Consider the following 15,744-nt stretch of genomic DNA (forward strand, 5'->3'; position numbering starts at 1 on the left):
TCGTCGGAGTGCCTGGATTGAATTCAGTGCTGCGTGTTCGTGTCGTCGGACTGCGCTTCGCCGTGCGATTTCTGGCCTTTGCGTTCCGCGCGTTTAGCAAGGCGCGCGTGAATACCCGCGAAGACGAGCGGCACGAAGAACAGCGTGGAAACCGTGGCAAACAGCAAGCCGCCGATCACCGCGCGGCCGAGCGGCGCGTTCTGTTCGGCGCCTTCGCCGAGACCGAGCGCCATTGGAATCATGCCGATGATCATCGCGAAGGCCGTCATCAGCACCGGGCGAATACGGCTTGCGCCTGCTTCGAGCGCGGAGGCGAGCGGCGGCACGCCCGCTGTCAGACGTTGCCGCGCGAACGACACCATTAAGATACTGTTGGCGGTGGCGACGCCCATCGTCATGATCGCGCCCGTGAGTGCGGGCACGGACAGATGCGTGCCGGTGAGAAACAGCATCCAGACGATACCCGCGAGCGCCGCCGGCAACGCGCTCACGATGATGAGCGGATCGACCCACGACTGGAAGTTGACGACGATAAGCAAATACACCAGCACGATCGCCATGGCCACGCCAACGCCCAGCCCGAAGAACGATGTACGCATGGTCTCGACCTGACCACGCACGTTGATCTGCGTGCCGCGCGGAAGCGTGCGGCGCGCTTCATCGACGAGATGATTCACCTGACGGGCCACGCTGCCGAGATCGTTTCCTTCCACGCTCACGAAGAGATCGATCACGGGACGGATGTTGTAGTGCGAGACTTCCGCGAACTGATTCTGCGGCGAGACACGCACGAGGTTGCCGAGCAATTGCGTCGGTCCCGTGAGCGAGGCAGACACAGGCGTGCGCAAGAGTTCGTCGACCGATGAAACCTGATACTGCGGCGTCTGTACCGCGAGGTTGTATTCCACGCCATTCTTCGGGTTGAACCAGAATCCCGGCGACGTTTGCGAGCTGCCCGATAGTGAAACGAGCACGTTCTGCGCGACATTGCTTGCCGAGAGATTGAGCTGCTGCAGACGCGTGCGGTCCATGGTCAGGTTGATGACGGGTTCGTCGAGCTTTTGCTGGATGTGCGTATCCACGTTGCCGGGAATCATGCGGATCTGCTTCATCAGCTTGGCGGCGACCTGAAAGTTAGCTTGCTGATTCTGGCCTTGAATCTGCACGTCTACGGCGGCGGGCAAGCCGAAGTTCAGAATCTGCGTGACGATATCCGCGGGCTGAAAGAAGAACTCCACGCCGGGGAATTTCTGCGGCAAGAGCGCGCGCAGTTCATCGATATATTTTTCGGTCGGCGCGTGATCTTCCTTCAACGCGACCTGTATCTCGCCGTCGAGCGTACCGATGGTGCCCGAGTTGCTGTACGAGAGATTGATACCGCTATAGGGCAGGCCGAGGTTGTCGAGGATGGTATCGAGCTCATCGGCGGGCACGACCTGACGCACGACCTTCTCGACTTCATCGGCGAGACGCGCGGTTTCCTCGATACGCGTGCCCGTCGGCGCACGCATGTGCATGCGGATGTCGCCGGCATCGACCGTGGGAAAGAAGTCCTGGCCGAGCACGAACACCAGCGCGGTGGAGATGAGACAGAAGCCGAGAAAGAGCGAACCATAGAGCCGCCGCTTCACGAGCAGGCTGCTCAGAATCACGATGTATGCGGCGCGCATGCGCTCGAAGCCGTGATCGAACCGGCGATGCAGCCGCATGAAGAGATTCGGCTTCTTTTTGGCATCGGGTGCATGCGCGTGGCCCATCAGCAGCATGGCGAGCGTCGGCACGAGCGTCCGAGAAAGAATGTACGACGCGATCATGGCGAACACCACGGCTTCCGCGAGCGGCACGAACAGGAACTTCGCCACGCCGGTCAGGAAGAACATCGGCACGAACACAATACAAATGCACAGCGTCGAGACGAGCGCGGGTACGGCAATTTCGCCCGCGCCTTCGAGAATCGCTTCGTGCAGATCGGTGCCCATGTGCAGATGGCGTTCGATGTTCTCGATGGTGACGGTGGCGTCGTCGACGAGAATGCCCACCGCGAGCGCGAGCCCGCCCAACGTCATGATGTTGATGGTCTGCCCGAGCGCATGCAGCACGATCAACGACGAGAGAATGGACAACGGAATCGAGATCGCGATGATGCAGGTACTGCGCCAGTTGCCGAGGAAGAGCAGGATCATGGCGGCCGTGAGCGCGGCGGCGATCAGCGCTTCGCGTACCACGCCCTGCACGGCGGCTTTCACGAACACCGATTGATCGAAGAGCGCGGTGATCTTGATGTCTTCCGACAACGACGAACGCGCTTGCGGCAGGAGACCCTTCAACGTGTTGACGATAGAGAGCGTCGATGAATCGCCGTTCTTCAGCACCGAGATCAGCACGCCGCGCCGGCCATCCTGACGCACGACGTTGGTCTGCGGCGAGAAGCCATCGCGCACGTGCGCCACTTCACGCAGATAAGTCGTCGCGCCGTTCACGGTTCGCACGGGCAGGTCGTTGAGACCTTCCACGGTGGTCGGTGAACCGTTCATGTTGATGGTGAATTCCTTCGGCCCGATCTTCGCCGTGCCGGTCGGCAGAATCAGGTTCTGCGCGTTGACGGCGCTGACCACATCGGTTGGCGTCAGGCCTTTGGCGAGCAGCGCGCGCGTGTCGAGGTCGATGGAGATGAGACGCGACTTCCCGCCATACGGATACGGCACCGATGCGCCCGGAATGGTCACGAGCTGCGGGCGCAGGAAGTTGAGCGCCGTATCGTTGAGCGATTGCTCCGACTCCTTGGGACTCGACAATCCAAGCTGGATCACCGGAATGCTCGACGCCGAATAACTGATGACGAGCGGCGGCGTTGCGCCGGGCGGCATCTGCTTGAGCTGCGCCTGTTCGACGGCCACCGTCTGCGCGATCGCCGTCTGAATGTTCGCGGTCGGCTGCAGAAACAGCTTGATGATGGCGATACCCGGCAACGACTGCGACTCGATATGCTCGATGTTGTTGACGGTGGTCGTGAGACTGCGTTCGTTCACGGACGTGATGCGGTTGGCCATGTCCTCGGACGAGAGGCCCGTGTACGTCCAGATGATGCTGACAACCGGAATGTTGATCTCCGGAAGTACGTCCACCGGCGTCGTCAGAATGACGAATGGCGTGGCCAGCAGGATCATGATGGCCATTACGATGAACGTATAAGGCCGCTTCAGCGCTACATTGACAATCCACATTGAGGCGTTCGGAAGAGCGAGGGAGGGACGCAGGTGCTTTCACGCGCGGGACGAGTCTCGAAGGCGAGTCGGTGAGCCGCCTTCGGTGCCCTATGGTAGTGGCAACGTACCAACGAGATAATGACGCGAAAATGGCGATTTCGTCATCTTGCGTGGAATGAAAGGCGTGCGTAATCCTAAGCGCTCGAAAGGAAAGCCGGCAGCGCGCAATGGAAGGTGAACGTAATCGGAAACTACGTCGATGCGTCGCGCGAAAGGCAATGCGAGTACCGCAGTGAGACGGCGCGGAATCGCTTGAATTCAGCGGAAACCGCGCTGGCCTCGTTCGGAATGGCGTGACTGTTGAATGACGTTATTGCGGAGTCTGGCCGAGCGGCGTGGTCGTCATGGTCGGTTGTCCCGATGCGGACGAGCCTTCCGACGATGCGCCATACGACGGGTTCGAGACCTTCTGTTCGGCAGCCTGAATATCGTTCGGGTAAAACGCATCGCGCTCCGACGGGTTGTAGCCGGCTTGTTCGACCTTGACGAGATCCTGTCTGACCTGTGCACGGGTGAGTCCTTCGCTTTGAGCAAAGGCGGCAAGTGGCGCTGCGGCCAACGTAACGATAGCGATGCGAGCGAGTAGTTTCATGGCGAACTCCCTGAAAAGTTAAGGACGATTCGCGGCGTGCGGTTTCGTGGTTTCGAGCGTCATGAAGCTCGTTACACCCACCACCGCCACGGCACCGATTCTATGTCTCGCACCGTGACGAGATGCTGGCGGTCAAATGGCGCTTTGGTCAGATTGAAGCGGGCGCTGTCACAAACGTTTTCGCCTGTGGCGGCGAGCGCCCGATGATAGACTCGCGAGCTTCGAGCGTCCTGTAAGACAAAGGCATGGTTCGTTTCAGTGACGCTCGCTTTCGTTCAAACATCTTTCGTTCAAACATCGACACCGGGACCGTCAATTGCCGTTCAAGCTGCCGACCACGGCCACCGCGCCATTCTGTCCGTCTGAAGTCAAAGGCTCCGTCGCCGTCGCGCCTGGCGCGTCGTTCTGGAAAAAGCTGCTGCAGTTCGCGGGGCCGGGGCTGCTCATCTCCATCGGTTATATGGACCCGGGCAATTGGGCCACCGATATCGAAGCCGGATCGCGCTATGGCTACGACCTGCTTTTCGTGGTCGTGCTTTCGAGCCTTGCGGCGATGGTGCTGCAATGTCTGTCGATGCGCCTCGGCATTGTCACCGGACGCGATCTCGCGCAGCTATCACGCGAACGCTACGCAAAGCCCGTCGCTCATGCGCAATGGGCGCTCGCCGAACTCTCGATCATCGCGTGCGATCTCGCCGAAGTGCTCGGCGGTGCGCTCGCGTTTCACTTGCTATTCGGCTGCTCGCTGATGTGGGGCGTGATCTTCACCGCGTTCGATACGCTCATCGTGCTCGGTCTCAAGGGCAAGAACTTTCGCGATCTCGAAGCCATCATGCTGGGTTTGATTGCGACCATCGGGCTTGGTTATATTGTCGAGCTCGTGCTCGTGAAGCCGCATTGGGCTTCGGTCGCCGCAGGTCTCGTGCCTTCGATCAGCCTCTTCTCGCAGCGCGAGCCGCTGTATCTCGCCATCGGCATTCTCGGCGCAACCGTGATGCCGCATAACCTCTATCTGCATTCGTCGATCGTGCAAACGCGCGTGGTTCAGCGCGATAAGAAGAGCCTGGCGTCGGCCATCGGCTTGTCGCGCATCGACACTATCGTCGCGCTCGTGCTTGCGTTGCTCATCAACGCGGCAATTCTGATTCTCGCGGCATCGGCGTTTCATGCGACAGGGCATACGCAAGTCACCGAGATCGAAGATGCCTACAAGCTGCTGGCGCCTATCGTCGGCACCGGGCTGGCCGCGGTTCTATTCGCGGTGACGCTATTCGCTTCGGGACAAAGCTCGACGTTTACCGGCACCATCGCGGGCCAGGTCATCATGGAAGGCTTCCTGCACTTGAAGATTCCGTGCTATCAGCGGCGTTTCATCACGCGTGCGCTCGCGCTCGTGCCCGCGCTGATCGGCGTGTATGCGATGGGCAACGGCGCGGTCGGCAAGCTGCTGGTCGCGAGTCAGGTCGTGCTGAGCCTGCAATTGCCGTTTGCATTGTGGCCGCTCATTCGCATGACGAGCGATCGGACGCTGATGGGCGAGTTCGCCAATGCCATGACCACGAAGTTGCTCGCATGGCTGTTGTTCGTCGTGATCAGCGTGGCGAATGTGTGGCTCGTCGTGCAGACCGTGAGCGACTGGCTCTCCTGAGCGCATAAAGAAAGCGCCATGCACGCGTGATTCGTGCATGGCGCATCTGTCGATGAAGGCTGGAGCTTACTTGACCACCGCTGCCGGTGCGGTCGATTTCGCCGCCACGGCCGCCGGAATCGCGGTTTCGGGAGGCAAGGTCTGATCCACCGTCGTGCGGCCGCCATCGCGGAAGAATGCCTGTTCCGCAGCCTTGTTCAGCACGAGAATACTGATACGGCGGTTGGTCGGTTCGTCGGCAACGTCCTTATTGAGCGGCAGCGCATCAGCGAGACCGCGCACCTGAAGAATCTTGCTTTCCTTCATGCCGCCGCTGACCAGCGCCCGGCGCGCGGAGTTGGCACGCTCGCTCGACAGCTCCCAGTTCGAGTAACCCGTTTGATTGCCGGAGTAGGGCACGGCGTCCGTGTGACCGGCGATAGACACGCGGTTATCGACGTCATTCAACGACGCGCCGATATTCGTGAGAATCGTCGTCACATAGCTTTCGAGCTTGAAGCTGCCCGACGCGAACATGGGCCGCTTGAGCGAATCGACAATCTCGATACGCAAGCCCTCGCTCGTGATCGCGATCCGAATCTGATCCTTGAACGCTTTCAGTGCAGGCGTCTGTTCGATCAGCGCTTGCAGCTTCTGCTTCAGTTGCTGCAGGCGCTGCATGTCGTCCGCGGCGACGGCGGCACGCGCGATTTGCGGCGGCACCGGCTGAGTCTGGCTCTTCTTGCCTTCGCCGGGACGCGTGCTCGACAGATCGCGTCCGCCGCCTGGAATCACGCTCGTGTGCGCGGATGCGCCGCCGTCGTTGCCGAAGAGCGCGGAGAGCGGTGTGTTGAAGTAGTCCTCGATGCCTTCCTTGTCGTACTTCGACGTGGAGCCGAGCAGCCACATCAAGAGAAAGAAGGCCATCATCGCGGTGACGAAGTCGGCGTAGGCAATCTTCCATGCGCCGCCATGATGACCGTGTCCGTGCGCCTTCTTCTTGCGGCGCACGATGATGGTCGGCGCGAGCACGGATTGCAGCGGATCGCGTGAAGGTTTCTCAGCCATGAACGTGTTTTCCGGTAATGAGCGCGAGCGGCTTTAAGCGGACTTTGGCATCTTGGTGGCGCGCACGGCGTCGTCCAGTTCCTTGAAACTCGGACGGTCCGCCGTGAAGAGCACCTTGCGGCCGAACTCGACGGCGATGGTCGGCGCGTAGCCGTTCATCGACGCGAGCAACACGGACTTCACGCACTGGAACGGCTTGGCTTCGGCCGCGCCCTTTGCGTTGAGCAAGTCAGCGAGCGGTCCGAAGAAACCGTATGCGAGCAGAATGCCGAGGAAGGTTCCGACGAGCGCACCCGCGATCATCTCGCCTAGCACGGCGGGCGCGGCGCCGACCGAGCCCATGGTGTGCACCACGCCCATCACCGCCGCGACGATACCGAACGCCGGCAAGCCGTCCGCCATCTTCTGAATTGCGTTACCGGCAATGGCGCTTTCGGTGTGATGCGTTTCGAGTTCTTCGTCCATCAGGTCCTGCATTTCCATCGCGTTGACGTTGCCTGCGGACATCATGCGCAGATAGTCGACGATGAATTCGAGCAGATGATGATCGTTCATCACGTGTTCGTACTTCTGGAACACGGGGCTGGCTTCGGGAGCATCGACGTCGGCTTCGAGCGCCATCATCCCTTCCTTGCGGGCCTTTTGCAGCAGCTCATAGAGCAGCGCGATCAGCGCAAGGTATTTTTCTTTCGTGTAGGCGCCGCCCTTGAAGGCCTTCGGCAGACCTTGCAAGGTCTTCTTGAGCGTTGCGGTCGGATTGGACACGACGAACGCGCCGATTGCCGCCCCGAAAATACACAGCAACTCGAACGGCTGAACCAGCGCCGCCAGATGCCCGCCGACGCCGATAAAACTCCCGATCACCGAACCGATGACCACTACCCAACCGATAATGACAAACATGATCTCTCCGCAAGAAGTCAGGGCGTCGCGAGCACTGCGAGCTCGACATGAGACACGCACGGCACGCGAAACTTTATTGGCTTGTTGATGGCTTTTAACGGCGCGGACCACCCGAGATTTAGGGTTACGCGCGCAAAGATTTCTGCGCAATGGTTTGCGAGGTAAATGTTACGACGGCATTCGGCGCAACTTTGACCGGTCATTACGTGTCAGGTAATGGATCGCGGATGGACGAATCGACTAAGATCGGCGGCATGAATTCGACTCTTGCGTTCGTTGCATCGAGTGTCGCGCCGCCCGCGACGGTCGGCGCGCTGTTGCGTGAATGGCGCCAGAAACGGCGCATGAGCCAGCTCGACCTGGCCAGCGACGCTGAGGTATCGACGCGTCATCTGAGTTTCATCGAATCAGGGCGATCGTTGCCGAGCCGCGAGATGCTCATGCGCCTGGCCGAGCAACTCGATGTGCCGCTGCGCGAGCGCAATACGCTTCTGATGGCGGCGGGTTATGCGCCGCTATATCGCGAACGCCCGTTCGCCGATCCGCAACTCGATGCCGCGCGCCGTGCCGTCGAACTCGTGCTCAAGGGACACGAGCCGTATCCGGCGTTGGCCGTCGATCGTCACTGGACGATGATCGCTGGCAACGCCGCCGTGTCGGCGCTGGTTGCGCTCGCGGCGGATGCGTCGCTACTCGCGCCGCCCGTGAACGTGCTGCGCTTGTCGCTGCATCCGCAAGGCTTGGCTCACGCAATCGAGAACTGGCACGAATGGCGCTCGCATCTACTGGCGCGTGTGCGTCGGCAGATCGAGGTTTCCGGAGACGCCGCGCTCGCCGCGCTGCTCGTGGAACTCGAGGCGTATCCAACGCCGCCGCATGCCGGCAAGGCGAGGAGTGCCGAACTCGATCCCGTGGTCGTGCCGCTGCGCCTTTTGACGCCGCACGGCACACTGTCGTTTCTGAGCACGACGACGGTATTCGGCACGCCGGTGGACATCACGCTATCCGAGTTGGCGATCGAGGCCTTTTTTCCCGCCGACGAATTTACGGCTACCGCGCTCGCGGAGATGTCGTTGCGCTCACGGCCATCAGCTTACAAAAATGAACCTGACGACGCGGCGCGAATCAATGAATGAGCACGCGGCGTTTTAGCGAAGCGGCTAACCATGGCTTTTGTCCAACCAACGCGGAAGACAGCGATGATTCAAACATTCGAACAAGTAATCGGCGGGCAAAGCATGCAGTTCTGCGCGAGTATCGCGGACGGCGGCGGTCCCCGGCGCGTCATCATCAGCCGGGCGGATTCGGCGGAATCGCTCGTGATCGTGGAGGCGGGCGGCATTATCGGTGCCATCAAAGCGGAAGTCGAGGCGCCGGATACGTTCGTCGCGGATGCCGTGAAGCGGGCGCAGGAGGAAGGCTTGATCGAGCGCGCCCTGCAGACGGGTGCCGTGCAAACTACGAATTTGTAATTCTGGTTTAGACGGCAACAACGCCCGCGCGGCGATCTTCGGTCGCGCGGGCGTTCTGCTTTCTGTGTTTGGATGATAGTGCGAGCCACATAGCGCGCTGCTTAGGCTCCTGGCCTGCCGTCTCTGCGGTCAGTTAGGCGTGACCTCGACCGGCGCCGGCATTCAGCGGAGTCGCGCGGTCCGTTTCACGAAAGCAGCGCCGCTCGAACAACGCGCGCCTTCAAAGGCGCGGCTGCCCATTCCTCGGATCGGCGGGAACGAGTGGCATCGCTGAATCCGGGCCATCGGGCATGTCCGGATCGTCGGGGTTCGGCGCCGCGTCGGGGTCGAGCAGCTTGTCCGGGTCTGGTTCCATCGGCTCTTCGGGTGAGCGGGGCATCGTCGACATGATGGGGTGTTCTCCAGGGTATGCAGTTCGTGTGTGACCGGCACGGTTTCGTCGATGCCGGGCGTCCCTCATGCGTCTGCAACGCGCGTTCCCGAGTCTCGTCGCATTATTCCGTCGCCTGCCGTGCCGCGCTCATCGGGCGATTGCCACGCGCATCGCGCACGAGAAACCCGCTGAAGCAAGCGCAGACTAGGAGCGCGACGGATATGCCCGCCGACCAGCGCACCGCATCGACGATCTGCGCCGTTGCCGCGCCGCCTTCGCCATGTCCCGCGAGCGCGCCGAATGCCGCCACGCCGATTGCGCCCGCCGCCTGCCGCGCCGTATTCAATACTGCGGACGCCGTGCCCGCGCGCTCCTGACCGACCGTGCCGAGAAGCGCGGTGGTCATTGCCGGAACCGCGACGCCCATGCCGGTTGGAATCAGGAGGAACGGCACGACGAGCGCGAGCGTGGGCGTGTGGGCATCGACGAAAACGAGCGCCGCGAAACCGGCGGCGTCGATAAGCGCGCCGGCGATCATCGGCGCACGCGAGCCGAAACGCGCGACGACCGGTCCGCTCGCCAGATTCGACAGCAGAAAGCCGCCCGTCAGCGGCAGAAAAGCGAGACCGGTCTGCAAGGGCGTATGTCCGAGCACGCGCTGCAAGTACAGACTCAGCACGAACACCATCCCATAGTAGGTAAGATTCACGCCGATACCGAACACCACCGCCGCGCTGAAGGTGCGCTCCTTGAAGAGCGCGAGCGGCAGCATCGGCGAGCGTGTGCGGCCTTCGATCACGACGAACGACGCGCCCGCCAGCAACGCCAGCGCAACCCCGCCGAGCACTAGCGGATGTGTGAGTCCGAGCGGCCGCATCTCGATGACCGCGCCGACGAGCGCCGTGAGCGCGATCACGGCAAGCGCCTGACCGGGCAGGTCGATACCGCGCGCGCCACGACCGCTTCCAGGTTGCGCGGGTGTTTCGCGGACCCACGCGAGCGTCGCCGCTATGCCCGCCGCACAGATCGGCACGTTGACCCAGAAGATGCTGCGCCAGCCGAACGCCGCGATCAGCACACCGCCGACGATCGGCCCGGCCGCGATCGAAATCGAGCCCGCAGCCGTCCACAGACCCACCGCGCGCGCCCGCAAACGCGGATCGTGACCGCAGGCTGCGTTGAGCAGCGCGAGCGAATTGGGCAGCATCGCCGCCGCGCCGATTCCTTGCAGCGCGCGGGCCGCGATCAACTGCGGGGCATCGCGCGAGAACGCGCAGGCGAGCGACGCCAGCGCGAACAAGGCGAGCCCGCCCGCAAACAGCCGCCGCGCGCCGATGCGATCGCCGAGCGAGCCGGCGGAAAGCATCAGCGCGGAAAAGGCGAGCGCGTAGCTATCGATGGTCCATTGCAGACTCGCGACGTTCGCGTGCAGGTCGTGACCGATGCTCGCCAGCGCCACATTGACGATGGATACATCGAGTTGCGAGACGACGAAGCCGACGCTGGTGGCGGCAACGATAAGCACCTGACGCGCGCTCAGGCGCGACGTTTTGGGATCGAGATCGAGGTTCGAGTTCATGCCCTCAATGCTAGACGCGGCGCACGCTCGATGTTTCAGGCACGGGTGAAACGTGGCGGTTCAAGGCGAAAAAAGCGCACTCACGGGGAGTGCGCGTTGCGTGATCGGATCAGGCCCGCCGTTCAGGCCTCGACCGCCGCATCCCGGATAAACAGCGTAGTCACCGCGCCCACCGCGCACAGCGCGCAGACGTAGATCACGGGCGCCATCGGACTGGATTTCATCATCAGCGAAACGACGATCGGCGTGAGTCCGCCGAAAACGGCATATGCGACGTTATACGAAAACGAAATGCCCGAAAAGCGAATGGCGGGCGGAAACGCTTTCACCATGACGAACGGAATCGCGCCGATCACGCCAACCGTGAAGCCCGCGCACGCGTACCACGGCAAGAGCACGGACGTATCGAGCGAAACTTGCCGGAACAGCAGGTAATACGACACGCCGAGCGCAATCGCGCCGATGAAAATCGTCCTGCCCGCGCCGATGCGCCCCGCAATCGCGCCCGCCAGCACGCAACCGATGGTCAAGAACAGCGTCGCCACGCAATTGGCCGCGAGCACGGTCGCCGGCGCGATGTGGAATTGCTTCTGCAGAAGCGTCGGCGTCATCAGAATGACCACGACGATAGCCGCGGAAAGCATCCACGTGAGCAGCATCGACACGATCACGGCGCGGCCATGATCGCGCAGCACGGCTTTGAGCGGAATCTCGGCGGCAAGCGACTTGCGCTTTTGCAGTTCGGCGAACACGGGCGTTTCATGCAGCCAGCGTCGCAGATACACCGAGCACAGCCCGAATAATCCGCCGAGCAGGAACGGCAGACGCCATGCGAAGTCCGCGACTTGCGCCGGCGCGAAGCTCTTGTTGATCGCGGTCGCGACCAGCGAACCGAGCAGAATGCCGGCCGTCAGTCCCGCCGTGAGCGTGCCGCACGCGTAGCCGACATGACGACTCGGCACGTGCTCCGACACGAAAACCCACGCGCCAGGCACTTCGCCGCCGACGGCCGCGCCTTGCATCACGCGAAAGAGGAGCAGCAGAACGGGCGCCATCATGCCAATCGAAGCGTAAGTGGGCAGCAGGCCCATCAGGAGCGTCGGCACCGACATAAGCAGCACGGAGAGCGTGAACATACGTTTGCGGCCGAGCAGATCGCCGAAATGCGCCATGACGATACCGCCCAGCGGCCGGGCAAGATAACCCGCCGCGAAGATGCCGAAAGTCTGCAGTTGCCGCAGCCAGTCAGGAATCGTGGCGGGAAAGAACAGCTGGCCGATCACGGGCGCGAAGAACACGAAAATGATGAAGTCGTAGAACTCGAGAGCGCCGCCAAGTGCGGCGAGGGTGAGCGTTTTATAGTCGCCGCGCGTGAGACGGCGGCCCGCGGCGCTCGTGGTGTCCGAGGCGCCGGGCAGAGGTGTTGCGTGCATCGAAAAAAGAACCCGTAAATGAAAAGAGCCGCGCACGTGTCGGGACGTGCCGCGCAAGAAGAGGCGTTGTCCTGCGGCTTTTCAAGACGCGCCGGGTGAGCGCGAATCAAGGACCGGATGATGAGTCCGACGGACGCATTGTCGTATCGCGCCCGGCGGCCGCGCTGCGCGAACGACTCGGAGTCGCGCGGCAGCGTTCCTTTGCGAGACATCGGTAAGAGCTCGCAAACGGGGACGTTCAAGCCAGACGCGCGATGTTACAGGATGAAAGGCCACCTCCGGCAGAACGGCCGATCTATTTTCGAGATGGTTGTGCATGCGACACGGTGTCGAAATCGTCACATGCGTTGACAAATTCGGATGAGTCCGATGGGAAAGGGAAACAGGTCTGCCCAGAATGCCGCCTGTATTTAACCGTCTCAGTCTGTAACGAGACGTCCTGCGGTGCCCGTTCGACAAGGCATCTGCTTATTGCCCCTCAGACTCATCAGGCCAGACCCTATGCGCGTCGCCGTTTTGCAAACCGACCCAAGTTATAGAAATCTCATCAGCGACGTCGTCAAGCGGCTTGGTCACGCGTGCGTGACCTTTGGCGACGGCCTTCAGTTGTCCAAGGCGCTCTCGCGTTCCACGGTCGATCTGCTCATCCTCGACTGGAATTCATCCGGTCTGTGCGGTCTCGATCTGCTCAAATCCGTGCGCTCCAGTTTCGGCGAGCGCGTGCCGGTCATGTTCGCCACGCCCGACGGCGCCGAACACAACGTCGTTTGCGCGTTGACGGCAGGCGCGGACGATTATGTCGTTTATCCGGTGCGCCCGGGCGAATTCGGCGCGCGCATCGAAGCGCTGATCCGCCGGGCGTATCCAACCACGTCGAGCGCTTGCCTCGAAGTCGGGCCGTATCGCTTCGATTCGCGTCAGCAAGCCGTCACGGTGCGCGGCCGTCCGGTGCAGTTGAGCGGCACGCAATTCCGCCTCGCCCAGTTGTTCTTCTCGAATATCGGTCGCGTGCTGTCGCGCGATCATATTTTCGCGATGGTCTGGGGTCGCGAGTTCCGCGAAACCACGCGCACTATCGACAGTCACGTGTCGCGTCTGCGTCTGGCGCTGGAAATCGAGCCGGTCAATCACTTCCGCCTGCAGCCGGTGTACAAGAGCGGTTATCGCCTGTTGCATCTGTATGGCGATGGCGAGGAAACCGGCGACGAGCGCGTCGAACCCGAGCATGCCCGTATTGCTGCTTAAGAGCACCAAGTAAAAATGCCGTCGCGAGACGGCATTTTTGCGTTTGCCTTGAAAGACTCACGCTTTCACATATGGATTCCGTCGCGAGACGGCATCGCTTTGTTCGGCGAAATCAGAGCCGCGGCAATTCAGGCCGCGTTTCGATACTTCGCCGGATCAGCGCTTCGATCTCCTTGCGTTCGTCGCCGGCAAGCGGAAGTCGCGGCGGGCGTACCGGCTCCGTGCCAAGGCCGACGATCGTTTCCGCGAGCTTGATGTTCTGCACGAGCTTGTGCGACACGTCGAGCGCGAGCAGTGGCGCGAACCAGCGGTAAATCGCGCGCGCTTCCTCCATGCGTCCCGCCTGCAAAAGCTTGTAGATCGCCACGGTCTCGCGCGGAAAAGCGCACACGAGGCCAGCCACCCAACCGTGCGCGCCCATCAGCATGGCTTCCATCGCCAGATTGTCGACGCCGCAAAAGAGCGCATAGCGGTCGCCGACTTCGTTGATCAGGTCGGTAATGCGCCGTACGTCGCCGCTGGATTCCTTGATCGCCGCGAATTTGCTGTCTTCGGCCAGTTCCGCGAACATGCGCGGCGTGACATCGACGCCATACGCGAGCGGATTGTTGTAGACCATGATCGGCAGCGGACTTGCATCCGCGACCATGCGGAAATGGTTGAGCGTCTCGCGCCGATCCGACATGTAACGCAGACCCGGCAGCACCATGTAGCCTTTCGCGCCCCGGCTCGCCGCGCGCGCCGCCTGGCGGCAGCCGTCGAGCGTGCTGTTTTCCGCGATGGTCAGCAGTACCGGCACGCGTTCGCGCGCCGCGTCCACGGCGATATCGAGCACGTCGAGCTTTTCGTCGAGCGAAAGCGTCGAAGCTTCGCCGAGCGAGCCGCACACGATGATGCCGTCCACGCCAGCCTCGATCTGCGCTTCGATGTTCTTCTTTGTCCACGCGCGGTCTATGCTGAAATCGGCGTTGAACTTGGTGGTGACGGCGGGCATCACGCCTTCCCAGATATGCGACACGGCGGCTCTCCGAAAATGTTTGAACGCTGTGCAGTTTAAGCACGGCAAAACAAGGCGTCTTGCGCGTTTCGCGCGCGGCGCGTGCCGATTTCGGCACAGCGCGCGCGGGCTCCGGCGAGCGTCATCGGGCGAGGGCGGGTTATGCCGATATCGTCATCGAAATCGCGTAGCCGCTCCAAGACGCCTGCCGCGCGCATTTTTAGGATAGGCGGCATGAAAACCATCGACATCATCGATTCGCATACGGGCGGCGAGCCGACCCGCCTCGTCACCGCGGGCGGTCCGGACTTGGGCGACGGCACACTCGCGCAACGGCTGGAGACGTTTCGCACGCTTTTCGACGACTGGCGCCGCGCCATCGTCACCGAGCCGCGCGGCTCCGACGTCATGGTCGGCGCGCTTCTCTGCGCGCCCGACGACCCCACCGCGACTGCGGGCGTCGTCTTCTTCAACAACGTCGGCTATCTCGGCATGTGCGGGCACGGGACCATCGGGCTCGTGGCGTCGCTGGCGCATGCGGGACGGATAGCGGCGGGGCGGCATCGTATCGATACGCCCGTCGGTCCCGTCGATGCCACGCTCAATCCGAACGGCAGCGTCAGCGTGCGCAATGTGCCGGCATACCGGCATCGGCGCGCGGTGACGGTGGATGTGCCTGGCTACGGTCCGCTCACGGGCGATGTCGCGTGGGGCGGCAACTGGTTCTTCCTCGTCGCGGACCACGGACGTACGCTCGACGGCGCGCGTATCGCGGAGTTGACGGCATTTTCCGATGCGATTCGCGAAGCGCTGCAGGCGCAGGGCATAACGGGCGCGGCGGGAGCGTACATCGACCATATCGAACTGTTCGCGGATTCGCCTTCGACGGGCATCGACAGCCGCAGCTTCGTGCTGTGCCCAGGCAGCGCGTACGACCGGTCGCCGTGCGGCACCGGCACGAGCGCGAAGCTCGCGTGTCTCGCGGCGGACGGATTGCTCGCGCCGGGCGAAATCTGGCGGCAGGAAAGCATCATCGGCAGCGTGTTCGAGGCGAGTTACGAGCACGCGCAAGGCGAGATCGTGCCGACGATCACCGGCTTTGCGCACGTCATGGGCGAAGGGCGGCTCGTGTTCGACGAGCGCGATCCGTTCGCGCGCGGCATTCCGGCGAGCGTTGCCGCGTGACGCA

At 62.3% G+C, this 15,744-nt stretch carries 13 protein-coding genes; 5 read left to right on the plus strand and 8 right to left on the minus strand.

Annotated elements, in window-relative coordinates:
* Positions 1–23: 23 nt before the first annotated feature.
* Positions 24–3,224 carry an efflux RND transporter permease subunit gene (locus tag P9250_RS11165; RefSeq protein ID WP_309849536.1) on the minus strand — a complete coding sequence of 1,067 codons (3,201 nt, stop codon included), beginning with the start codon at positions 3,222–3,224 and terminating at the stop codon, positions 24–26.
* Positions 3,225–3,576: 352 nt separating this feature from the next.
* Positions 3,577–3,858 (minus strand): DUF4148 domain-containing protein, encoded by a 282-nt coding sequence (locus P9250_RS11170; RefSeq protein ID WP_244828483.1) that lies wholly within the window; start codon positions 3,856–3,858, stop codon positions 3,577–3,579.
* Positions 3,859–4,174: 316 nt separating this feature from the next.
* On the opposite strand from P9250_RS11170, the gene P9250_RS11175 reads away from it, so the two are divergent.
* On the plus strand, positions 4,175–5,506 hold the full coding sequence (locus P9250_RS11175; protein WP_250493246.1) for an Nramp family divalent metal transporter: 1,332 nt from the start codon (positions 4,175–4,177) through the stop codon (positions 5,504–5,506).
* Positions 5,507–5,572: 66 nt separating this feature from the next.
* Here P9250_RS11175 and motB read toward each other — a convergent pair whose 3' ends face one another.
* Together motB and motA are read right to left on the minus strand one after the other, a co-directional pair.
* Positions 5,573–6,553 (minus strand): flagellar motor protein MotB, encoded by a 981-nt coding sequence (gene motB / locus P9250_RS11180; protein WP_244828478.1) that lies wholly within the window; start codon positions 6,551–6,553, stop codon positions 5,573–5,575.
* Positions 6,554–6,586: 33 nt separating this feature from the next.
* Positions 6,587–7,456, minus strand: coding sequence for a flagellar motor stator protein MotA (gene motA, locus P9250_RS11185; RefSeq protein ID WP_244828477.1), 870 nt, complete (start codon positions 7,454–7,456; stop codon positions 6,587–6,589).
* Positions 7,457–7,710: 254 nt separating this feature from the next.
* Here motA and P9250_RS11190 point away from each other — a divergent pair, with 254 nt between their 5' ends.
* Together P9250_RS11190 and P9250_RS11195 are read left to right on the plus strand one after the other, a co-directional pair.
* On the plus strand, positions 7,711–8,592 hold the full coding sequence (locus P9250_RS11190; protein ID WP_409014895.1) for a helix-turn-helix domain-containing protein: 882 nt from the start codon (positions 7,711–7,713) through the stop codon (positions 8,590–8,592).
* 63 nt (positions 8,593–8,655) lie between these two features.
* On the plus strand, positions 8,656–8,928 hold the full coding sequence (locus tag P9250_RS11195; RefSeq protein WP_244828475.1) for a hypothetical protein: 273 nt from the start codon (positions 8,656–8,658) through the stop codon (positions 8,926–8,928).
* Positions 8,929–9,148: 220 nt separating this feature from the next.
* On the opposite strand, the gene P9250_RS11200 is transcribed toward P9250_RS11195, so the two are convergent.
* The 3 genes from P9250_RS11200 to P9250_RS11210 all read right to left on the minus strand — a co-directional run bounded on the left by P9250_RS11200 (position 9,149) and on the right by P9250_RS11210 (position 12,313).
* Positions 9,149–9,316, minus strand: a complete 168-nt coding sequence (locus tag P9250_RS11200) for a hypothetical protein (protein WP_310393020.1) — start codon at positions 9,314–9,316, stop codon at positions 9,149–9,151.
* A 106-nt stretch (positions 9,317–9,422) separates the two neighbouring features.
* Positions 9,423–10,880: an MFS transporter gene (locus P9250_RS11205; RefSeq protein ID WP_310393023.1), complete on the minus strand. Its 1,458-nt coding sequence runs from the start codon at positions 10,878–10,880 to the stop codon at positions 9,423–9,425.
* Between the two features lie 122 nt (positions 10,881–11,002).
* Positions 11,003–12,313 carry an MFS transporter gene (locus tag P9250_RS11210; RefSeq protein ID WP_310393025.1) on the minus strand — a complete coding sequence of 437 codons (1,311 nt, stop codon included), beginning with the start codon at positions 12,311–12,313 and terminating at the stop codon, positions 11,003–11,005.
* Positions 12,314–12,814: 501 nt separating this feature from the next.
* Between P9250_RS11210 and P9250_RS11215 the strand changes: the two genes are divergently transcribed.
* The gene (locus P9250_RS11215; protein ID WP_250466750.1) at positions 12,815–13,558 is read left to right on the plus strand and encodes a response regulator transcription factor; all 744 of its coding nucleotides are present in this window, start codon (positions 12,815–12,817) and stop codon (positions 13,556–13,558) included.
* A gap of 112 nt (positions 13,559–13,670) precedes the next feature.
* Here the strand turns inward: P9250_RS11215 and P9250_RS11220 are convergent, their stop codons facing one another.
* Positions 13,671–14,576: a dihydrodipicolinate synthase family protein gene (locus tag P9250_RS11220; protein ID WP_310393027.1), complete on the minus strand. Its 906-nt coding sequence runs from the start codon at positions 14,574–14,576 to the stop codon at positions 13,671–13,673.
* Between the two features lie 213 nt (positions 14,577–14,789).
* Between P9250_RS11220 and P9250_RS11225 the strand changes: the two genes are divergently transcribed.
* A complete protein-coding gene (locus tag P9250_RS11225; RefSeq protein ID WP_409014869.1) occupies positions 14,790–15,740 on the plus strand; it encodes a 4-hydroxyproline epimerase in 951 nt (316 codons plus the stop codon).
* Positions 15,741–15,744: the final 4 nt, after the last annotated feature.

This window comes from Caballeronia sp. LP006, from assembly GCF_031450995.1.
Taxonomy (GTDB): Bacteria; Pseudomonadota; Gammaproteobacteria; order Burkholderiales; family Burkholderiaceae; genus Caballeronia.